This window comes from Ideonella sp., assembly GCF_035254525.1.
In the GTDB taxonomy this organism is placed as follows: domain Bacteria; phylum Pseudomonadota; class Gammaproteobacteria; order Burkholderiales; family Burkholderiaceae_C; genus Ideonella.
The window spans coordinates 1-20,504 of sequence record NZ_DATFAN010000004.1 but is presented as its reverse complement, the minus strand read 5'-3'; the positions used below and the strand labels follow the sequence as shown (position 1 = coordinate 20,504).

At 69.1% G+C, this 20,504-nt stretch carries 23 protein-coding genes and 1 riboswitch; of the genes, 7 read left to right on the top strand and 16 right to left on the bottom strand.

Features of this window, described 5'->3' with window-relative positions; all coding sequences use genetic code 11:
• Positions 1–557 (top strand): RNA methyltransferase (locus VJ693_RS00335; protein ID WP_324151462.1); only part of this gene is annotated, 557 nt, incomplete at its 5' end.
• Between the two features lie 56 nt (positions 558–613).
• Positions 614–1,393 (top strand): serine O-acetyltransferase, encoded by a 780-nt coding sequence (cysE, locus tag VJ693_RS00330; RefSeq protein WP_324151461.1) that lies wholly within the window; start codon positions 614–616, stop codon positions 1,391–1,393.
• Positions 1,394–1,427: 34 nt separating this feature from the next.
• On the opposite strand, the gene mog is transcribed toward cysE, so the two are convergent.
• Both mog and yjgA read right to left on the bottom strand, forming a co-directional pair.
• Entirely contained in the window at positions 1,428–2,018 is a 591-nt protein-coding gene (gene mog / locus VJ693_RS00325) for a molybdopterin adenylyltransferase (protein ID WP_324151460.1), read from the bottom strand.
• Positions 2,011–2,607, bottom strand: a complete 597-nt coding sequence (gene yjgA / locus VJ693_RS00320) for a ribosome biogenesis factor YjgA (RefSeq protein ID WP_324151459.1) — start codon at positions 2,605–2,607, stop codon at positions 2,011–2,013. The genes mog and yjgA overlap by 8 nt, the downstream gene beginning before the upstream one ends.
• Before the next feature lie 68 nt (positions 2,608–2,675).
• Here yjgA and pmbA point away from each other — a divergent pair, with 68 nt between their 5' ends.
• Positions 2,676–4,052 carry a metalloprotease PmbA gene (gene pmbA, locus VJ693_RS00315; protein ID WP_324151458.1) on the top strand — a complete coding sequence of 459 codons (1,377 nt, stop codon included), beginning with the start codon at positions 2,676–2,678 and terminating at the stop codon, positions 4,050–4,052.
• Between the two features lie 185 nt (positions 4,053–4,237).
• Complete coding sequence (locus tag VJ693_RS00310) at positions 4,238–5,320, top strand: TRAP transporter substrate-binding protein (protein WP_324151457.1); 1,083 nt, start codon at positions 4,238–4,240, stop codon at positions 5,318–5,320.
• Between the two features lie 61 nt (positions 5,321–5,381).
• Here the strand turns inward: VJ693_RS00310 and nhaD are convergent, their stop codons facing one another.
• The 13 genes from nhaD to VJ693_RS00245 form a co-directional block, all read right to left on the bottom strand.
• Positions 5,382–6,656, bottom strand: coding sequence for a sodium:proton antiporter NhaD (gene nhaD / locus VJ693_RS00305; protein WP_324151456.1), 1,275 nt, complete (start codon positions 6,654–6,656; stop codon positions 5,382–5,384).
• 5 nt (positions 6,657–6,661) lie between these two features.
• The gene (locus VJ693_RS00300; RefSeq protein ID WP_324151455.1) at positions 6,662–8,422 is read right to left on the bottom strand and encodes a TRAP transporter large permease; all 1,761 of its coding nucleotides are present in this window, start codon (positions 8,420–8,422) and stop codon (positions 6,662–6,664) included.
• The gene (locus tag VJ693_RS00295; protein WP_324151454.1) at positions 8,422–9,036 is read right to left on the bottom strand and encodes a TRAP transporter small permease subunit; all 615 of its coding nucleotides are present in this window, start codon (positions 9,034–9,036) and stop codon (positions 8,422–8,424) included. Before VJ693_RS00295 ends, VJ693_RS00300 begins: the two co-directional genes overlap by 1 nt.
• Before the next feature lie 140 nt (positions 9,037–9,176).
• Positions 9,177–10,712 (bottom strand): TRAP transporter large permease subunit, encoded by a 1,536-nt coding sequence (locus tag VJ693_RS00290; RefSeq protein ID WP_324151463.1) that lies wholly within the window; start codon positions 10,710–10,712, stop codon positions 9,177–9,179.
• A complete protein-coding gene (locus VJ693_RS00285) occupies positions 10,712–11,251 on the bottom strand; it encodes a TRAP transporter small permease subunit (RefSeq protein ID WP_324151453.1) in 540 nt (179 codons plus the stop codon). Before VJ693_RS00285 ends, VJ693_RS00290 begins: the two co-directional genes overlap by 1 nt.
• A 201-nt stretch (positions 11,252–11,452) precedes the next feature.
• Positions 11,453–11,800, bottom strand: a complete 348-nt coding sequence (locus tag VJ693_RS00280) for a TIGR01244 family sulfur transferase (protein WP_324151452.1) — start codon at positions 11,798–11,800, stop codon at positions 11,453–11,455.
• A 20-nt stretch (positions 11,801–11,820) separates the two neighbouring features.
• A complete protein-coding gene (locus tag VJ693_RS00275) occupies positions 11,821–12,267 on the bottom strand; it encodes a GatB/YqeY domain-containing protein (RefSeq protein WP_324151451.1) in 447 nt (148 codons plus the stop codon).
• Positions 12,268–12,367: 100 nt separating this feature from the next.
• On the bottom strand, positions 12,368–12,580 hold the full coding sequence (rpsU, locus tag VJ693_RS00270) for a 30S ribosomal protein S21 (protein ID WP_009551973.1): 213 nt from the start codon (positions 12,578–12,580) through the stop codon (positions 12,368–12,370).
• 145 nt (positions 12,581–12,725) lie between these two features.
• A complete protein-coding gene (locus tag VJ693_RS00265) occupies positions 12,726–13,988 on the bottom strand; it encodes an NAD(P)/FAD-dependent oxidoreductase (RefSeq protein ID WP_324151450.1) in 1,263 nt (420 codons plus the stop codon).
• A gap of 7 nt (positions 13,989–13,995) precedes the next feature.
• On the bottom strand, positions 13,996–14,823 hold the full coding sequence (locus tag VJ693_RS00260; protein WP_324151449.1) for a sulfite exporter TauE/SafE family protein: 828 nt from the start codon (positions 14,821–14,823) through the stop codon (positions 13,996–13,998).
• On the bottom strand, positions 14,823–15,287 hold the full coding sequence (locus tag VJ693_RS00255; RefSeq protein WP_324151448.1) for an EVE domain-containing protein: 465 nt from the start codon (positions 15,285–15,287) through the stop codon (positions 14,823–14,825). The genes VJ693_RS00260 and VJ693_RS00255 overlap by 1 nt, the downstream gene beginning before the upstream one ends.
• Before the next feature lie 256 nt (positions 15,288–15,543).
• Positions 15,544–15,870 carry a cell division protein ZapA gene (locus VJ693_RS00250; RefSeq protein WP_324151447.1) on the bottom strand — a complete coding sequence of 109 codons (327 nt, stop codon included), beginning with the start codon at positions 15,868–15,870 and terminating at the stop codon, positions 15,544–15,546.
• Positions 15,867–16,082: a DUF904 domain-containing protein gene (locus VJ693_RS00245; protein ID WP_324151446.1), complete on the bottom strand. Its 216-nt coding sequence runs from the start codon at positions 16,080–16,082 to the stop codon at positions 15,867–15,869. Before VJ693_RS00245 ends, VJ693_RS00250 begins: the two co-directional genes overlap by 4 nt.
• Positions 16,083–16,178: 96 nt before the next feature.
• Positions 16,179–16,460: riboswitch (cobalamin riboswitch) on the top strand.
• A 76-nt stretch (positions 16,461–16,536) separates the two neighbouring features.
• On the opposite strand from VJ693_RS00245, the gene VJ693_RS00240 reads away from it, so the two are divergent.
• Genes VJ693_RS00240 through VJ693_RS00230 form a run of 3 tightly spaced genes read left to right on the top strand, consistent with a single transcriptional unit; the run spans position 16,537 to position 20,105 of the window.
• Positions 16,537–18,426, top strand: coding sequence for a TonB-dependent receptor domain-containing protein (locus VJ693_RS00240; protein WP_324151445.1), 1,890 nt, complete (start codon positions 16,537–16,539; stop codon positions 18,424–18,426).
• A gap of 3 nt (positions 18,427–18,429) precedes the next feature.
• Positions 18,430–19,356, top strand: a complete 927-nt coding sequence (locus VJ693_RS00235) for an iron ABC transporter permease (protein WP_324151444.1) — start codon at positions 18,430–18,432, stop codon at positions 19,354–19,356.
• On the top strand, positions 19,356–20,105 hold the full coding sequence (locus VJ693_RS00230; protein ID WP_324151443.1) for an ABC transporter ATP-binding protein: 750 nt from the start codon (positions 19,356–19,358) through the stop codon (positions 20,103–20,105). Before VJ693_RS00235 ends, VJ693_RS00230 begins: the two co-directional genes overlap by 1 nt.
• Positions 20,106–20,202: 97 nt before the next feature.
• Here the strand turns inward: VJ693_RS00230 and VJ693_RS00225 are convergent.
• On the bottom strand, positions 20,203–20,504 hold a 302-nt coding region (locus VJ693_RS00225; protein ID WP_324151442.1), incomplete at its 5' end, for a lytic murein transglycosylase.

Sequence of the window (20,504 nt, the reverse complement as noted above, 5' to 3'; positions counted from 1 at the left end):
GCATCGTCGGCAGCCTGGCCGAGGCGCTGGACGGCGTGACCTACGCCTGCGCCACCGCGATGACGCCGCGCGACTTCGGCCCCCCGACCTTCGCGCCGCGCGAGCGCTTCGCCGCGCTGGCCGCCGAGGGCCACCGCGTGGCGTTCATCTTTGGCGGCGAGCGCTTCGGGATGGCCAACGACGACGTCTACCGCTGCCACGCCTGCCTGAGCATCCCGACCGACCCCGCCTACGGCTCGCTGAACCTGGCGCAGGCGGTGCAGGTGCTGGCCTACGACTGGCGCCAGGCGCTGGGCGGCTTCACCGTCGAGGCGCGCACGCCGCCGGTGGCGTGGGCCGACGGTGCGGCGGTGCAGGGTTTGCTGGCGCACTGGCAGCGGGCGCTGGTCGAGATCGGCTTTCTGGACCCCGCGGCGCCGAAGAAGCTGCTGCCGCGGCTGAACCAGCTCGCCAACCGGGCGGCCCTGACGGCCGAGGAGGTGCACATCCTGCGAGGCATCGCGACCGCGATGCAGCGCTGCGCGGCGGCCAAATCCCCCGTGCCGCCGAAAGCTTGAGCGGCGGCTACACTGACTGCCCACCTCCCTTGGAACCCCCTGAACCGGGACGCACCATGTTCGCTCGATTGCGCGAAGACGTTGCCTGCATCCTCGAGCGCGACCCCGCGGCGCGCACGACCTGGGAGGTGCTGACCTGTTATCCGGGCCTGCATGCGCTGGTGCTGCACCGGCGCGCGCATTGGTGCTGGACGCATGGTCTGAAGTGGCTGGGCCGCTTCATCTCGCACCTGTCGCGCTGGCTGACCGGCATCGAGATCCATCCGGGCGCGACGATCGGCCACCGCGTCTTCATCGACCACGGCATGGGCATCGTGATCGGCGAGATGGCCGAGATCGGCGACGGGTGCACGATCTACCAGGGCGTCACGCTCGGCGGCACCTCGCTCGTCAAGGGCGCCAAGCGCCACCCGACCCTGGAGCCCGGCGTGATCGTCGGTGCCAACGCGGCGGTGCTTGGCGGCTTCACCGTCGGGGCCGGTGCCCGCGTCGGCTCGGGCGCGGTCGTGACCAAGCCGGTGCCTGCGGGCGCGACCGCCGTGGGCAACCCGGCGCGCATCATCGTGGCCGAGCAGGACGCGGCGCGCGAGGCCACAGCGGCCAAGCTGGGCTTCTCGGCTTACGGCGTGACGAACGGCGACGATCCGGTCGCGCAGGCGATGAAGGGCCTGATCGACAACGCCGGCTCACACGAGCACCAGATTGCGCTGCTGTGGCAGGCCATCGAGAAGCTCTCGGCGCGGGCGCGTGAACTGCCGAGCGAGCAGTGCGTGCCGCAGGACGCCCAGACCACCGAGGCCTTCGACGCCGAGCGGCTGAACCGGCTGGTCAAGTAGCGGGTAGAACGAAGGCCGGCCGGCGACCCAGGGGTCAGCGTCGGGCCGATTTGGGCCGGAAGGCGTCGCACACCTCGGGGTCGGTCTCGAGGTAGGGGCCGCCGATCAGGTCGATGCAGTACGGAACGGCGGCAAAGATGCCGGCGGATGGCGGCGTCGCCTTCGGCAATCCTTCCAGCGTCTCGGCGATGGACTTCGGCTGCCCGGGCAGGTTGATGATCAGCGCCTTGCCGCGGATCACCGCCACCTGGCGCGACAGGATCGCGGTGGGCACGAAACGCAGGCTGATCGCGCGCATCTGCTCGCCGAAGCCGGGCATCACCTTGTCGGCCACGTCGAGCGTGGCTTCGGGCGTCACGTCGCGCGGGGCCGGGCCGGTGCCGCCGGTGGTCAGCACCAGGTCGCAGTGCGCCTGGTCGACCAACTCGACCAGCGTGGCGCCGATCTTCGCCCGCTCGTCGGGGATCAGCCGGGTTTCCCATTGCACCGGGTTGCGCAGCGCCCGGCCGAGCCAGGCCTGCAGGGCGGGGATGCCCTGGTCTTCGTAGACGCCGCTGGAGGCGCGGTCGCTGATCGAAACCAGGCCGATCCGGACCGGATCGTGGGAACGGGCGGTGTCAGTCATCGGGGTCCTCGTCGTCTTCGGAAGGTGCGGCCGGCGCGGCCGATGCCGTCAGGGCGGCCTTCACGATCTGGAACAGGTCGCGGTAGGCGCGGCCGTGGCGCTGGTCGGGGGCCTCGGCCTTGGCGTCCTTGCGGGCGGCGCGCAGCAGGCTGCGCAGTTGCTGCGCGTCGGTGTCGGGGAACTGGTTCAGCCAGCGGGTGACGGCGTCGTCGTTCGCCAGCAGCTCCTCGCGCCAGCGCTCGGCCTCGTGCAGCGCGAGCGTTTCCTGGGCGCTGCCCAGCTTGAAGGCGGCGACCGCCTCGCGGATCGGCGTGTCGTCGGTCTGCCGCATCAGCTTGCCGATGAACTGCAGCTGGCGGCGGCGGCCCTCGTGCGAGCGGGTGCGGCGGTACTCGGCCAGCGCGTCGCGCAGCGGCTCGGGCAGGTCGAGCCTGGCCACGCGCGACGCGGGCAGCTCGGTCAGCTCCTGGCCCAGGGCCTGCAAATCGTGCATCTGGCGCTTCAGCGCGGACTTGCTGGGCCGGTCGGGGCCGGTCGGGCCCTCGTCAGGGTCGAAGGCGGATTCGGGATCGGCGGGCGCGCGGCGCATCGGGGAAGGCTTGCTTTCAGTCGTGGGCGAGGTCGCTATGATTGTCCGGCAATTCACCCACCCATACGATGACCGCACCCACCGCCGCCCGAACGGGCTTTGCCTACAGCCGCGAACAGTTCCAGCAGATCGTCGAGGACGTGCTCGGCATGGCGCGTGAGCTGGGCACCAGCGACGCAGGCGTCGAGGTCAGCGAAGGCAGCGGCATCAGCGTCTCGGTGCGCAAGGGCGAGGTCGAGCATGTCGAGCGCAACCGCGACAAGTCGGTCGGCGTCTCGGTCTACCTCGGCCAGCGGCGCGGCAACGCGAGCACCTCCGACTTCTCCGCCGCCGCCCTGGCGCAGACGGTGCGCGCGGCCTACGACATCGCCCGCTTCACGGCCGAGGACCCGGCCGCCGGCCTGCCCGATGCCGAAGACCTGGCCAGCGCCGCCGAGGTGGCGCTCGACCTGGATCTGTTCCACCCCTGGGCGCTCGACGCCGAGACGGCCGCCGAGCTGGCCCGCCGCGCCGAGGCGGCGGCCTTCGCCGTCGACAAGCGCATCGCCAACTCCGACGGCGGCTCGGTCTCGGCCCAGCAATCGCACTTCTGGGCCGGCAACAGCCGGGGCTTTCGTGGCGGTTATGCGAGCTCGCGCCATTCGCTGTCGGTGTCGCCGATTGCCGGCAAGGGCGCCGACATGCAGCGCGACTACTGGTACACCTCGATGCGCGATGCGATGGAGCTCGCATCACCCGAGGCGGTGGGCCGCTATGCCGCCGAGCGTGCGCTGGCGCGGCTGAAGTCGCGCAAGGTGCGCACCTGCGAGGTGCCGGTGCTGTTCGAGTCGACGGTGGCGGCCGGGCTGCTGGGCTCGTTCGTGCAGGGCGTGAGCGGCGGGGCCTTGTACCGCAAGGCCAGCTTCCTGCAGGACAGCCTGGGCCAGGCGATCTGGCCCGGGCACATCGACATCTCGGAAGACCCGCACGAGCGCCGCGGCAAGGGCAGCGCACCCTTCGACGACGAGGGCGTGCGCACGCGGGCGCGCCAGGTCGTCAGCGGCGGGGTGGTGCAGGGCTACTTCCTGTCGAGCTACTCGGCGCGCAAGCTCGGCATGAAGACCACCGGCCACGCCGGTGGGTCGCAGAACCTGCGCCTGACGAGCCGGCTCACGCAGCCCGGCGATCACCTCGAGCAGATGCTGCGCAAGCTCAACCGGGGCCTGTTCGTCACCGAGCTGATGGGGCAGGGCGTCAACTACGTGACGGGTGACTATTCGCGCGGCGCCGCCGGCTTCTGGGTCGAAGACGGGCGCATCGCGTACCCTGTGCATGAGATCACCATCGCGAGCAACCTGCGCGACATGCTCAAGGGCGTGGTCGCCGTGGGGGCAGACGCCTACACGATGGGGGCGAAGACGATCGGCTCGGTGCTGATCGATCGCATGAAACTGGCCGGTAGCTGATCTCGGGGTCAACCCGAATTTCAGCCGCTTGCAAGCTTGGGCGGCCGATCATGCACCACGGACCGTGGCCGAGTTGTGACGGGCCAGGCTGCGCGCGGGTATTCCCCGCTCGTGACCGCCTGGGGGCACTTCTAAGATTCGCCGCGTCTGATTGTCTGTTCCCTTCGCAACAGGAGACTCTTGATATGGAACGTCGTTCCTTCGTTCGTGGCGCCGGTCTGGCCGGCGTGCTGGCTGCGGGCACCGCACCGGCCATCGTGCACGCGCAGGCCAACATCCGCTGGCGCTTGGCATCCAGCTTCCCGAAGTCGCTGGACACCATCTTCGGCGCTGCCGACGTGTTCGCGAAGAAGGTCAAGGAGATGTCGGGCGGCAAGTTCGAGATCTCGGTCCATGCCGGTGGCGAGCTGATGCCCCCGTTCGGCGTGGTCGACGGCGTGCAGAACGGCACTGTCGAGATGGCTCACACGGCGCCGTACTACTTCTTCGGCAAGGACGAGACCTTCGGCCTGGGCTGCGCCATTCCGTTCGGCCTGAACAGCCGCCAGATGACCGCGTGGATGGTCGAAGGCAACGGCATGAAGCTGATGCGCGAGTTCTACCGGAACTACAACATCATCAACTTCCTGGGCGGCAACACCGGTGCCCAGATGGGCGGCTGGTACCGCAAGGAAGTCAAGACGCTGGCCGACATCAAGGGCATGAAGATGCGCATCGGCGGCTTCGGCGGCAGGGTGCTGGAGCGCATCGGCGGCGTGCCGCAGAGCATCCCGGGCGGCGAGATCTACTCGGCGCTGGAGAAGGGCACCATCGACGCGGCCGAGTGGGTGGGCCCGTACGACGACCAGAAGCTGGGCTTCAACAAGGTCGCCGGCTTCTACAACTACCCCGGCTGGTGGGAAGGCGGCCCGCAGCTCGACTTCTACATCAACACCAAGGCCTACGACGGCCTGTCGGCCGAGTACAAGGCGATCATCGAGGCGGCCTCGGCGATGGCCCACATCGACATGCAGGGCAAGTACGACGCCAAGAACCCGGCTGCCCTCAAGCAGCTGGTGGCCGCCGGCACCAAGCTCGTGCGCTTCCCGAAGGACGTGATGGACGCCGCGTTCAAGGAAGCCATGGCGCTGTACAGCGAGCTGTCGGGCAAGAACCCGAACTGGAAGAAGGTCTACGAGGACTTCGCCAACTTCCGTCGCGACCAGAACCTGTGGTTCCGCTTCGCCGAAGCCGGCTTCGACGACTTCATGCAGCAGCAGAAGCTGTAGCCCCCGCGCTCCCTTCCGGAAGGGCGGCCCATGGGCCGCCCTTTTTTGTTGAGCCAGGGGCTTACGCGAACTCGACCAGGTAGACGGCCGCGCCCGCGAGGTAGCCCAGCAGGGCCAGGAGGCTGATGTGCTTGAGGTACCAGCCGAAGCTGATCCGCTCCAGGCCCATCGCGGCGACGCCGGCCGCGGAGCCGATGATCAGGATGGAGCCGCCGGTTCCGGCGCAGTAGGCCAGGAACTCCCAGATGAAGTGATCGGCCGGATAGTCGGCCAGGCTGTACATGCCCATCGACGCGGCCACCAGCGGCACGTTGTCGACGACGGCGCTGGCCAGCCCGATGCTCATCACGATCAGGTCCAGGCGCCCGATGGTCCGGCTCAGCCAGGCGGCCAGCGAGGCCAGCAGGTGGGTGTGCTCGAGGGTGGCCACCGCCAGCAGGATGCCGATGAAGAAGACGATCGAAGCCATGTCGATCCGGCTGAGCGCGTGCACCAGTGTCAGGCGTTGCTTGTCGTCTTCAAGCTTGCGACGATGAACCAGGTCGCCCACCAGCCACAGCAGGCCCAGGCCGAACAGGATGCCCATGAAGGGCGGCAAGTGCGTGATGGTCTTGAACGCCGGCACGGCCACCAGAATGGCCAGGCCGAGGAAGAACATCAGGTTGCGCTCGAACGGGGTCGTGTGGTGATCGGCATCGGAGCCGTCGCGAGGCGGGCTGATGACCGGGCGGCCGCGAAGCAGGAAGGCGGTCACGCCCAGCGGCACCGCCAGGCTGGCGAGTGAGGGCAGGAACAAGGCCTTCATGATCGACAGGCTGGTCACCTGCCCGCCGATCCACAGCATCGTGGTGGTCACGTCGCCGATCGGGGTCCAGGCGCCGCCGGCGTTGGCGGCGATGACGATGACGCCGGCGAAGAACAGGCGATCGTCCTGCTTGTGCAGCAGCTTGCGGATCAGCGAGACCATCACGATGGTGGTGGTCAGGTTGTCGAGGATGGCGCTGAGAAAGAAGGACACGATGCCGACCAGCCACATCAGGCTCGAGAGCCGGGCGGTCTTGATGCGGGCCGTGATGACGTCGAAGCCGTTGTGCGCGTCGACCACTTCCACGATGGTCATCGCGCCCATCAGGAAGAAGACGATCTGGGCCGTTCCCATCAGGGTCTCGCCCAGCTGCTCGCTGACCCGATGCGCGTCACCTGCGAGCAGCGCGTAGATCGTCCACAACAGGCCCGCGCCGATCAGCGCGGATGCCGACTTGTTGACGCCGAGCGGGTGCTCCAGCGCGATGGCCACATAGGCGGCGACGAAGACGATGACGATGGCAGTCAGCATTGCCGTCACTTCTTCGGCGGCTCGCCGAAACCCTGCATCGGGTCGAAGGCGTCGCTGGCCGCCGGCCCCGCACTCGCCGGACCAGAAGGTTGCTCTTCTTGCCTCATCTGCTCGAGGGCCTTGTCGGCGTCGATGTGGGTTGTCTCGCCGATGCCACCCACCACCATCGCCGGCACCGCGACGACCGCGGCCACCATGATGAGTTGCAGCACGATGAAGGCGATCGAGCCCTTGTAGATCTGCGGCGTGGTCACGGCCGGGATGGTCTGGCCGGTGATGCGATCCTTGTAATCGGCCTTCGCGGCCACGCTGCGCAGGTAGAACAGCGCAAAACCGAAGGGCGGCGTCAGGAACGAGGTCTGCAGGTTCATCGCGATGATGACGCCGAACCAGATCATCACGGAATCAGGCGGGATGCCGGGCAGCATGGCCGGCAGCAGTTTCTCGGCCACCGGCACCAGCATCGGGATGACGATGAACGCGATTTCGAAGAAGTCGATGAAGCAACCGAGCACGAACACCAGCAGGTTGACGACGATCAGGAAGCCCAGCGCGCCGCCAGGCAGCTTCGCGAACAGGTGCTCGACCCAGATATGGCCGTCGGCCGCGTTGAAGGTGAAGCTGAACACCGTCGAGCCGATCAGGATGAACAGCACGAAGGTGGCGAGCTTGGCGGTGTTCTCGAGCGCCTGGTTCAGCAGTTTCAGGCTCAGCTGGCGCCGGCCGGTCGCCATCAGCAGCGCACCGAGCGCGCCCATCGCCCCGCCTTCGGTCGGCGTGGCGATACCGAGGAAGATGGTGCCCAGCACGAGGAAGATCAGCACCAGCGGCGGGATCAGCACGAAGGTCACGCGCTCGGCCAGCCGCGACAGCAGGCCCAGCTTGAGCGCGCGGTTGAGCAGCGCCAGCAGCAGCGCCAGCAGCGACGACACCGTCATCGACATGATGAGGATCTCGTCTCCCGGCGCCGCGGTCTGGCGGCCGAGCCAGGCGTTCATCAGGCTGCCGTGGACCTGCGACCAGGCCCAGCCGGCGGCGGCGCACAGCGCCAGCAGGATCAACAGCGACCGGTGGCCACTGGCGCCGTTGGGCTCACGGTAGATCCGCGCCTCGGGCGGCAGTGCCGGCACCCACGCCGGCTTGACAACCGCGACAACCGCGACGAATGCGACATACAGCGCCACCAGCAGCAGGCCCGGGACCAGCGCCCCGGCGTACATGTCGCCGACCGAACGGCCCATCTGGTCGGCCAGCACGATCAGCACCAGCGACGGCGGGATGGCTTGCGCCAGCGTGCCCGAGGCCGTGATGGTGCCGGTGGCGATGGTGCGGTTGTAGCCGTAGCGCAGCATGATGGGCAGCGAGATCAGGCCCATCGAGATCACCGCAGCGGCGACCACGCCGGTGGTCGCGGCGAGCAGCGCGCCGACCAGGATCACCGCGATCGCCAGGCCGCCGCGCACCGGCCCGAAGACCTGGCCGACAGTTTCGAGCAGGTCCTCGGCCATGCCCGAGCGCTCCAGGATGATCCCCATGAAGGTGAAGAAGGGAATCGCCAGCAAGGTGTCGTTCTGCATGATGCCGAACACCCGCAGCGGCAAGGCCTGGAACAGGGTCGAGCCGAACAGGCCGACCTCCATGCCGACGAAGCCGAACAGCAGGCCGGTGGCGGCCAAGCCGAAGGCGACCGGGATGCCGGTCAGCAGAAAGATCAGCAGACCGCTGAACATCAGCGGCACGAAGTTCTGCGCAATGAACTGGCTCATCAGCGGCTCCCCCCGTTGTCGCCCCGGCCGTGCGGGATCGCTGCGGCGGCGAGCTCTTCGACCAGTTCCTCTTCGACCGATTTGGCGTGCATGTCGGTGAAGGGCTGGTCACGCTGACCGGTGAGGAAGGCCACCCGCTTGATCAGCTCCGAGACCGACTGTGCGAGCAGGATCGCGAAGCCGGCCGGGATCAACGCCAACACCGGCCAGCGGATCAGGCCGCCCGCGTTCTGGCTCATCTCACCCGACACCCAGGCGTTGTGGAACAGGGGCCAGCCCAGGGTGATCATGATGATCGACAGCGGGATCGTGAAGACGATCATGCCGAGTGCATCGATGATCGCGTTGGTGCGGGTGGACAGGCGCGCCGAGATGAAGTCGATGCGCACATGCCCGTTGTGCAGGAAGACATAACCCACGCCCAGCATGAACACGCCGGCGAAGAGGTACCACTGGATCTCGAGGAACGAGTTCGAGCTGTAGTTGAACAGCTTGCGCACGATGGCGTTGCCGGCGCTGATGAGCACCGCTGCCAGTACCAGCCAGCGGATGAATTTGCCGATAGCCTCGTTGAACGAGTCTATCCAGGCCGAGAGGCGCAACAGGGGGGCCAAGGGAGTCTCCTGGAAGGTCGCGAGCGCGATGGTCCGATTCTGCGTGAGGCGAAGGTGGCCCCAGGCGCGGTGTAACCCGCACCTGGCGCAGATCGGTTGACGCGGCTCCAGGAGCCAGGCGCTGAAAGCGCGCTGAATCGCTACTTCTTTGCGGCGTCCTGCTCGGCTGCGCGCTTGAAGACATCCATCGGGTCTTCCTCGGCCGCCGACGCCGGCGTGCCGTCGGGCGCCGGGGCCTGTTCGACGGTGCGGCCGCTGCCCATTTCCTGCAACAGCTCCGTGGCCTTGTTCAAGTCCACCGGCTGTTCCTTCTCGAGGAAGATCGTCACTGTCTCGGGGACGAAGATGACGACGGCCACCAGGATGAGCTGCATCGCCACCCAGGGGATCGCGCCCATGTAGATGTCCTTCGACTCGACCTTCTTCGGCAGTGAGCCGTTCTTGAACAGCGTGTCGGAAATGCCGCGCAGGTAGAACAGCGCGAACCCGAACGGCGGGTGCATGAAGCTGGTCTGCATGTTCACGCAGAGCATCACGCCGAACCAGATCAGGTCGATGCCCATCTTGTCGGCCACGGGGCCGAGCAGCGGCAGGATGATGAACGCGATCTCGAAGAAGTCGAGGAAGAAGGCGAGGAAGAAGATGAAGACGTTGACGACCAGGAGGAAGCCCACCTGACCGCCCGGCAGGTTCGACAGCATGTTCTCGATCCAGCGGCCGCCTTCGACCCCCTGGAACACCAGCGAAAACACGCGCGAGCCGATCAGGATGAAGACGACCATCGCGGTGATGCGCGCGGTGCCGGCCATGGCCTCGCGCACCAGCGGCCAGGTCAGGCGCCGGTGCATCGCCGCCAGGATGAAGGCCCCGACCGCACCCATCGCGCCGGCTTCGGTCGGCGTCGCGATGGCACGGCTCATGCCGGGCAGGCCGCCCATGCTGCCGAGCACGGCGAAGATCAGGATCGCAGACGGGATGATGCCGCGCAGGCACTTCTTCCACAGCGCCCAGCCTTGCAGCGTCCGGGCGTCCTTCGGCACGCCGGGCACGTGGTGCGGCTTCACGCGACTCAGCACGAAGGTGTAGAGGGCGAAGATCAGCACCTGCAGGATCGAGGGGCCCCAGGCGCCTTTGTACATGTCGCCCACCGAGCGGCCGAGCTGATCGGCCAGCACGACGAGCACCAGCGATGGTGGCACCACCTGCGTGATCGTGCCCGAGGCTGCCAGCACGCCGGTGGCGTAGCGCATGTTGTAGCCGTAGCGCATCATCACCGGCAGCGAGATCATCGCCATCGCGATGACCTGGCCGGCCACCGTGCCCGTGATCGCGCCGAGGATGAAGCCGACGATGATCACGGAGTAGCCGAGGCCGCCGCGGATCGGGCCGAAGAGCTGGCCCATCGAGTCCAGCATGTCTTCGGCGAGACCGCACTTCTCGAGCAGCGCGCCCATCATCGTGAAGAAGGGGATCGCCAGCAGCAGGTCGTTCGACAGGATGCCGAATACGTTCTGCGGCAGTGCGCCCATGAACTCGGGCGGGAACCAGCCCATGTGGATCGCATACAGGCCGCAGGCCAGGCCCAGCGCGGCCAGCGAGAAGGCCACCGGGAATCCGATCAGCATCACGATGATCAGCCCCGCGAACATCAGCGGGGGAAAACTCTCCATCGTGATCATTGCAGCGGCCTTTCGTAGTGCATGTCCATTTCGTAGGCGTGCATCAGCCAGGCAACGCGCTTGATGATTTCGCCGATTCCTTGCAACAGCACCAGGCCGAAGCCCAAGGGAAGCGTCAGCATCGCCGGCCAACGGATCAGGCCGCCGGCGTTGTTCGACATCTCGCCGGACAGGAACATGCGGGTGAACAGCGGCCACGCGAACCAGATCATCGTGACCATCACCGGCACGAGGAAGACCACGAGTCCGAACAAGTCCACATAGACCTTGCCGTGGCCCGACAGGCGGGCGTAGATCAGGTCGACCCGCACGTGCTCATTGACTCGCAGCACCTGGGCCGCGCCGAGCATCACGCAGGCGGCAAAGAGGTACCACTGCACCTCCAGGAACGCGTTGGAGCTGATGTCCAGCCCGTAACGGACGACCGCGTTGGTGGCGCTGATGAAGCACGAAAGGATCACTGCCCACGCAGCGATCTTGCCGAAGCGGTCGGTCAGCCAGTCGATGGCGTGGGCGAGGGCGAGCAGGGATTTCATCGCGCACTCCTGTCTCGGCTACAGGGGCGCGTGCGGGTGGTGTCGGGCATGGCGGCAGCTCCGGATTGGGTGGTCGTCCGTGGCGCAACGCCCGGCCGAAGGCCGGGGCTGTGCGAACCGCCTGCAATGTATCGACTGGTGCCTGAATCGCGCCTGAAACGACGGCGCGATCAGGGAATGCCCCGAGAGCGGGGCGGGTGGTCAGCGCGCCTGGGCTGCGACGAACAGCCGGGTCGAACGCGCGCCCGAGCGGCAGAACGCCAGCACCGGCCGCGGCAACTCGGCGAGCAGGGCGCCGAAGGCGGCGATCTCCTCGGGCGATTGGTACGCGCCGCTGACCGGCAGGAAGCGGTACTCCAGGCCGGCCGCGCGCGCGGCGGCCTCGACGCTGGCGTTGGTGGGCTGGTCGGGCCCGCCTTCGAAATCGGGCCGGTTGTTGATCACGCTGCGAAAGCCGGCGCGGGCCAGTTCGGCCATGGCTTCGGCATCGAGTTGCGGCGCGACGTAGACATCGTCGGCGACCGGGCGGATGGGCAGGGAGGCTTGCATCGCGGAATTTCCTCGAAAGATCATCTGGACAGCGCTTGCTTGACGGCGGCAGAGACCAAGCCCATGTCGGCCTTGCCTGCCAGCTTCGCCTTTGCCGCGCCCATCACCTTGCCCATGTCGCCGGGGCCGGCGGCGCCGAGCTCGGCCACAAGCGCGGCAATTTCAGTGCCGATCTCGTCGGCCGTCAGGCGCTGAGGCAGGTAGGCCGACAGCACGGCGACCTCGGCGGTCTCCTTGTCGACCAGATCGGTGCGGCCGGCCTGCTGGAAGGCGGCGATCGAATCCTTGCGCTGCTTGATCAGCTTGTCGACGATGCCGATCACCGCGGCATCGTCGAGCACCACGCGCTCGTCGACTTCCTTCTGCTTGCAGGCGGCCAGCAGCATGCGGATGGTCGACAGGCGATCGGCTTCCTTGGCGCGCATGGCGGCCTTCATGTCCTCGGTGATGCGGTCTTTCAGGGTCATCGGGTGGCTCCAGGGCAGAAATGCAAAAAGCCCGCAACGGCGTCCCGCGCGGGCTATTTGTGTGCGGCGCGCGAACCGCTGGGCTCGCGCTGGCGGGCGATCAGTACAGCTTCTTGGGCAGCTGCATGCTGCGCACACGCTTGTAGTGGCGCTTGACCGCCGCCGCCTTCTTGCGCTTGCGCTCGGACGTGGGCTTCTCGTAGAACTCGCGGGCGCGCAGTTCGGTCAGCAGGCCCAGCTTCTCGATGGTGCGCTTGAAACGGCGCAGTGCCACGTCGAACGGCTCGTTTTCCTTGACACGGATGGTGGTCATTGACTGAAGAATCCTTCGGGATGGATGCGCTCGGGGCCTTGCGCCGATGCGGGGCTGAAAACTCTTCTCTTGGGCTTTCAGCGCGCCCGCATCGAACTCGAGTTTCGCAAGATCGACACGCGGTTTGCCAGCAAAGACAGGGATTCTACTCTGGAATCGTGGGCTTTGACAAATCTGCAGGGACAGCGCTGGCGTGGCGGGCGGCGAGGGCTTCGGCACAGGCAAAGGCACTGGCCCACGCCCACTGGAAGTTGTAGCCGCCGAGCCAGCCGGTCACGTCGACCACCTCGCCGATGAAGTACAGCCCGGGCTGGAGCCGGCTTTCCATCGACTGCGAGCTCAGGTCGCGCGTGTCGACGCCGCCGGCCATCACCTCGGCCTTGCGCCAGCCTTCGGTGCCGGTGGGCAGCAACTCCCATTGCTGCAGCCCGGCGGCCAGGCGGCGCAGCGCGGCGTCGGGCAGTTGCGGCATCGGGGTGTCGGCGGCCGGCCCGTGCAGCGCGAGCCAGGTGTCGGCCAGGCGCTGCGGCAGCCAGGCCGCCAGCTCATTGCCCAATTGGCGGCGCGAGTGGAGCTTGGCCCGCGCCAGCATGTCCGCCAGATCCGCGCCAGGCGCCAGATTGACGCGGATCGCCTGGCCGGGCCGCCAGAAACTGGAGATCTGCAACACCGCCGGGCCGGACAACCCGCGGTGGGTGAACAGCAGGTCCTCGAGGAACTCGGTGCGCACGGTGCTGCGGCGCGCCGGGGTCTCGGTGGAGATCGCCACCGGCAGCGCGATGCCGGCCATCGGCACGAACGGCGCCCAGGCGGCAGGGTCGAAGGTCAGCGGCACCAGTGCCGGCCGCGGCTCGACGATGCGGTGGCCGAAGCGCTCGGCAAGCCGCAGGCCGAAGTCGCTCGCGCCGATCTTGGGCACCGGCAGGCCGCCGGTCGCGACCACGACCGCATCCGTGGCGATTTCGCCTCGATCGCTGGCGACCACCCAGCCATCGGCTTCACGCCGCACGCCAATCACCTTGCACGGCTGCCAGCGCGTCACGCCGCCGGCTTCACATTCGCGCAGCAGCATCGAGATGATCTGCTCGGCCGAGTCGTCGCAGAAGAGCTGGCCCTTGTGCTTCTCGTGGAAGGCGATGCCATGCCGGCGCACCAGCGCGATGAAATCGGCCGCGCCGTAGCGCGCGAGTGCCGAGCGGCAGAAGTGCGGGTTCTCGGACAGGAACTGTGCCGGCGACGCCTCGCGGTTGGTGAAGTTGCAGCGGCCACCGCCGGAGATGCGGATCTTCTCGCCGAGCTTCGCGGCATGGTCGATCAGCAGCACCTTCAGCCCGCGCTGACCCGCCTGGGCAGCGCAGAACAGGCCGGCCGCGCCGGCGCCGATGATGACGGCGTCGAATCGATCCACGCGCTGATCAGCCCGCGACGGCCTTGTAGAGCATGTAGGCCGCGAGGGCGTAGAGCAGCACGGCGAAGGCGCGCTTGAGTTGCCCCACGTTCATCGCGTGCGCGGCGCGCGCGCCCAGCGGGGCCATCGTCACGCTCGCGATCGCGATCACCACGAGCGCGGGCAGGTACAGGTAGCCCACCGCGCCAGGCAGCGCGCCGGGGAGGTTCCAGCCGCCGATCACATAGCCGAGCGTGCTGGCGATGGCCACCGGCACGCCGAGCGCGGCGCTGGTGGCCACGGCGTTGTGGATCGGCACGTTGCACCAGGTCATGAACGGCACGCTGACGAAGCCGCCACCGGCGCCGACCAGGCCCGCCAGAAAGCCGATGCCCGAGCCCGCGGCGGCCTGGCCCATCCAGCCCGGCATCTGCCGGCTGGGCGCCGGCTTCTTGCCGCGCAGCAGTTGGGTCGCCGAGAAGGCGACGAACAGGCCGAACACCAGCGCCAGCACCTGGCCTTTGAGCAACGCGAAGGCGCCGGCGCCGGCGAGCAGGCCGCCGACCAGGATGCCTGGCGCCATGCCGCGCACGATCGCCCAGCGCACGGCGCCATGTGCATGGTGGGCGCGCACGCTCGACAGCGAGGTGAACAGGATGGTCGCCATCGACGTGGCGATGGCCATCTTCACGGCGAGGCTGCTTTCGACCCCGCGGTGGGAGAGGATCAGCGTCATGAACGGCACCAGCAGCATGCCCCCACCGATGCCGAACAGCCCCGCCAGGAACCCCGCACACACGCCAAGCGCGAGCAACTCGGCGATCAACACCGGTGGCAACAGGTCGAGAAACCCCATCAGGCGCCCAGCAGGTCGAGCACCGCGCGCCATTGCGTTGGCGTGACCGGCGTGATCGACAGGCGGTTGCCCGGCTTGAGCAGCACCATGCTCGCCAGCGCGGGCGCGGCGCGCATCTCGCGCAAGGGCAGCAGCCGGGTCTTCTTCACCAGCTTCACGTCGACGTGGAGCCAGCGCGGGTTCTCACGCGTCGACTTCCGGTCGAAGTAGGGGCTTTCCGGGTCGAACTGGGTTTCATCGGGGTAGGCCGTGCTCGCGACCTCGGCCAGGCCGGCGACGCCGGGCTCGGCACAGGACGAGTGATAGAACAGCACGCCGTCGCCGATGTGCATGGCATCGCGCATGAAGTTGCGGGCCTGGTAGTTGCGCACGCCCGTCCAGGGCAGGGTCTGGTGCGGGGCGTGGGCGAGATGGTCGATCGACGCCTCGTCGGGCTCGCTCTTCATCAACCAGAACTGGGCCATGCGCTGTTCTTGTGGTTGTTCTTGCAGGAAAGGGTGTCCACCGCAAACCGTGGGCCGCATTCCTGAACCCAGGGATTCAGGTGGGCGAGGTCAGCACCGGCGTCGGGTTCATCTGACGCGAGACGATCACACCAGCCGGGCAATGTTCCAAGCCCCGGCTCGCGAGAGCATCGGTTCAAGGAAATATAAAACCCACGCGGATGCGATGGACGGTGTCGATTCTAGGCGCTGCGGCCGACCTGCGGCGCAGGGGATGTCACAGAAGTTGACCGTCGTCGCCCAGCGTCGCGTCGAGGCGGTCGATCAGGCTCGCGATCAATGCATTGCCCTCGGCCTCGCTCAAGGGCGTGTCGTCGTTCGACGCGCGCGCAGGCGGCGCCGCAGGGCGCTCGGCCAGGCGATAGGCGAGGTTCAAAGCCGCGAGCACGGCCATGCGTTCTCGCGCCTTCACCTTGCCGGCGTCGCGGATCGCGCTCATCTCGTGGTCCACGGTCGCCACCGCGGCCTGCAGCAGCGTCTCGCCGCCTTCGGGGCAGGCCAGCAGGTAGCTTTGGCCCAGGATCGTCACTTCCAGTTGCTTCATTCACCTGCCCCCGGGACCGCACGCTCGGTGGGCAGCCGGTCGAGCAGCGCATCGATGCGCGCGCGGGCTGCGGCCAGCCTCGACTTGAGGCTGTCGCGCTCTGCGGTCAGGGATGACAACTGCTCGTTCAGCAAGGCATTGGTGCGGGCGAGCTCCTCGTGGCGCAGCACGAGGCGGTCGATGCGCTCGGCAAGTTCCGGCAGGCGTGACATGGGCCTCGGCGGGGTAAGGCTGGGGAAGTGATCGATTGTAGGCGCGCGGATTGCTGCGTCGGTCGCCCGACCGCTGGGGGATGACCTTGGGGGATGTACCATTGCCCGCGTTGGTGCTCTGGGCCGCACGTCGCAAGCGGCCCGAGTTAAACGGGAAGCAGGAAGGCCGCCGCTGCGCATGCAGAGGCTTCAGGCCCCACCTGCGCTGCCCCCGCAACGGTCAGCGGATGACGCTGGCGCGGCCTGTCCTGGCCGCCCAGTGCCCCGGCGCCTGCCCTTGACGCCATTGCGCGATGCCTCCTCACAGAGGCAGCGCGCGGGAAGGCTGCAGGCGCGCACCCCGCCAGCCCGGATACCGGCCAACAACCAGGAGGCGGGTTGCGCGAGCGGCCCGCCGTTTCGGTGATGCGCTTGCGGGGACGCTGGCGCACACGTTTGCCAGCCTCTTGCACCCATGAAGTACCCCTGTCTTGCGCTGCGGCGATCGGCTCCGCCCGCGCGCGCCAGCCTGCTTGGCCTGGCCGCTGCGGCCGCATTCGCTTCGCCCGTGGCGTCCGCGTCGGCCGCGTCGGCCGCCACGCCGGAAACCCTCGTCGTCACCGCCGCACGCATCGAGCAGCCCGTGCCCGACGCCTTGCCCAGCACCCGCGTGCTGACGCGTGACGACATCGAGGCGGCCCAGAGCGCCGACCTGGCCGAGCTCCTGCGCCAGACCACCAGCGTGGACATCGGCCAGACCGGGCCGCTCGGCTCGCAGACCAGCGTGTTCCTGCGCGGTGCCGACAGCCGCCAGGTGCTGGTGCTGGTGGATGGCGTGCCGTTCGCGCGCGCCGACTTCGGCACCGCCTCGTGGCAGCACCTGCCGCTCGAGCAGATCGAGCGCGTCGAGATCGTGCGCGGCAACCTGTCGGCGCTCTACGGGGCGCAGGCGGTCGGGGGCGTGGTGCAGATCATCACGCGCCGCGGCAACGGCGTATCGGTCGACATCGGTGGTGGCTCGCAGGGGACCGCCTTTGCCAGTGCTTCGGGCGGCGCCCGATTCGGCGAGGGCGCCACCGGCACCAGGCTGTCGGGCACGCTGTCGCACCGCCAGACCGAGGGCTACAGCGCGAAGAACCCGGCCACCAACCCGGGCGCCAACCCAGACCGGGACGGCGGCGAGCAGAGCGCGTTGTCGGCGCAGCTGGAGCAGGGCTGGGGCGAGGGCCAGCGCACCACCGTGAGCCTGCTGCTCGACCGCACCCGCAGCGACTACGACGGTTTCACCGCTGGCCAGGACGACCGCCTGACCAGCCACGTCGACAGCCTGGGCCTGCAGTCGCGCCATGCGCTGGCCGCAGGCTGGGAGCTCGGCATCGATCTCGGCCGCAACCGCGAGCGCTTCGATGACCCGACCGGCTACGCCATCGACGGCGAGGCGCGCAACGAGGCGGCCGGCCTGCAGCTGCAGTGGCAAGCCCTGGCCGGGCACACGCTGCAACTGGGCGTCGACAGCCGCCGCGAGCGCTTCGTCGACAGCAATGCGACGGACGGCAACAGCCGCCACACCGAGGGCGTGCGTGCCGGCTGGCTGGGCCATTTCGGCGCGGCCGACGGCGGGCTCGACGTGGAGGCCGCGCTGCGCCACGACGACAACAACGTCTACGGCAGCGACACCACCGGCCTCGTCGCACTCGGCTGGCGCTTCGCGCCGGGCTGGACGCTGACCGGCAAGCTCGGCACCAGCTTTTCGCCGCCCAGCCTGGTCGACCAGCAGTACGCCGCGCCGGGCGTGACGCTGAAGGCCGAGAAGGGGCGCGATGCCGAAGTCGGCCTGCGCTGGCGAGGCGACGGCGGCTGGGGCGGATGGTTCGCCCGTGCCACGCTGTTCGCGCAGGCCCAGCGTGACCGCATCGCCTTCGATCCACAGACCTTCGAAGCCGGCAACATCGGCCATGCCCGCAATCGCGGGGTCGAGCTCGTCGGCGAGGGCCCCATCGGCCCGGGCGTGCTCGGGTTCGAGGCGACCTTCCAGGATCCGCGCGACGAGGACAGCGACACCGCGTTGCTGCGCCGCGCGCGCGAGTCGGCGGCGCTGAACTACCGCGTCACGCTGGCGGACTGGCAACTCGGCGCCTGGCTGCACCACACCGGCCGCCGGCTCGATGTGGATCCGTCGACCTTCGCCTCGGTCTACAACCGGCCGCGCACGACGCTCGCACTGACCGCGCGCTACGCATTGGCCCGGAACTGGTCGCTCGGCTTCAAGCTCGACAATGCGACCGACGAGGACACGCCCGAGGTGCTGGGCTACACCGCGGCGCCGCGCGCGTTCACGGTGCAGTTGCAGGGCCAGTGGCGCTGACGGATGAACATGCCGATACCGCTGCGCTGGAGCCTGGCGCTGGCCACCGCCGTGGCCGTGCTGGCGGCCGCGCTGGCCGCGGGCAGCGGGGGCTGGGACGCGGGTCTGATCCTCGCGCTGCGTTGGCCGCGGGTGCTGGCGGCGGCCGGGGTGGGCGCCTTGCTCGCGCTGGCCGGGCTGGTGATGCAGGTGTTGCTGCGCAACCCGCTGGCCGACCCTTACGTGCTCGGCACCTCGGGCGGCGCCTCGGTGGGCGCGCTGGCCGCGCTGCTGGCCGGCGCAAGCCAGTGGGTCGGCGCCGGTGCGGGGGCGCTCGGCGCGGGGGCCTTGCTGCTGCTGCTGGCCCGCTCGGCGCTGGCGGCAACCGATGATGCCTCGCCCCGGCTGATCCTCGTCGGTGCGATGCTCGCGGCGCTGTTCGGCGCCGTCGCCACGCTGTTGCTGATGCTGACGCCGGACGAGCGGCTGCGCGGCGCGATCTTCTGGCTGGTCGGCGACCTGTCGGCCGCGCAGGACGGCGGCCTGTGCGTGGCCGGTGCGGCGCTGCTGATGGCCGGGCTGCTGTGGCGCGGGCATTCGGTCGACCGCCTGATGCTCGGCGCCGAGGTGGCTGGCCTGCTGGGCGAGCCGGTGCGGCGCCTGCGGTTCGAGCTGTTGGTCGCGGCGTCGCTGGCCGTGGGCCTGGCAGTGGCGACGGCCGGGGCCGTGGGTTTCATCGGCCTCGTCGTGCCGCAGGCCTGGCGCCTGGCCGGCGTGCACCACACGCGTGAGCTGGCCGGCCTGTCGGCGCTGGGCGGGGCCACGCTGCTGGTCGGCGCCGACCTGGCGGCCCGCATGGTGGCTGCGCCGATGGAGCTGCCCGTCGGCGCGGTGATGGCGCTGCTCGGGGCGCCGTGCTTCATCGCCCTGCTGGTGAAGGGGGCACGCTGATGGACGCGTCGACCACGCCACTGGCCGAAGCCCGGGGGCTCGAGCTCTGGGCCGGCACGCACCGGCTCGTCGTCGGCCTGGACTGGCAGGTGCATGGCGGCGAGCGCTGGTGCCTGATCGGCCGCAACGCGGTCGGCAAGAGCAGCCTGCTGCGCGCGCTGGCCGGCCTGCCGGTCGCGGGCCGCGCGGGCGAGGTGCGCTGGCGTGGCCGGCCGCAGGCGCATTGGCCGGCGGCCGAGGCTGCGGCGCTTCGCGCGTGGATGCCGCAGCAGCCGGTGGACCGCTTCGCGCTGCCGGTGCGGCGCCTGCTCGAACTGTCGGTCGTGCGGGCCGATGGTGACGCGCCACTCGATGCCGACCTCGCGGCGCTGGACATCGCCGATCTGGCCGATCGCCCGCTGACCCGGCTGTCGGGCGGTGAGCGGCAGCGCGTGGCGATCGCCCAGGCGGCGGTGCAGGGCGCGCCCTTGCTGCTGCTGGACGAGCCGATCGCCTTTCAGGATCCGGCGCACCAGGGCCTGGTGGCCCGCTGGGGGGCCGATTGGGTGGCGCGCCGCCCGGGCCGGGCGCTGGTCATGAGCAGCCACGACATGCACTGGGTGGCCCGCGCCGCGACCCATGTGCTGGCCCTGCTGGGCGACGGCCGCTGGCGCGCCGGCACGGCGCAGCAGATGCTGCAGGCCGAGCCGCTGCGCGAGATCTTCGGCTGCGACTGGCTGGCCGCCGGCGGCAGCTGGCTGCCCGCTTGAGTCACTTGCCAAACCAAGGTCTTGCGCGGATCCGGCCTCGCCGGCCTGCTGCAAGCGCCCCCTCCGGGGGCAGCGACCGGAAGGGTGCGTGCGGGTCCTATACCGGCCGCATCTGCCGCAGCGCCCGCGCCAGCTCGATCACGGCCATCGCGTAGTAGCTCGACCAGTTGTAGCGTGTGATCACGTAGAAGTTGCGGGTGCCGGCCACGTAGCTCGGTTCGTCGTCACCGTTGTAGAGCTGCACCAGCGCCATCGGCCCCGTGTGGGCGCGGCCGGCGTCGTCGAGCCTGGCACCGTGCTCGGCGAGCTGCTCGGCAGTGAAGCTCGGCAGGATGTCGGGCACCAGCAGGCGGGCGCGCTGCTCGATGTCGGGCGGCGGCGTGACCGCGAAGTGCGTCG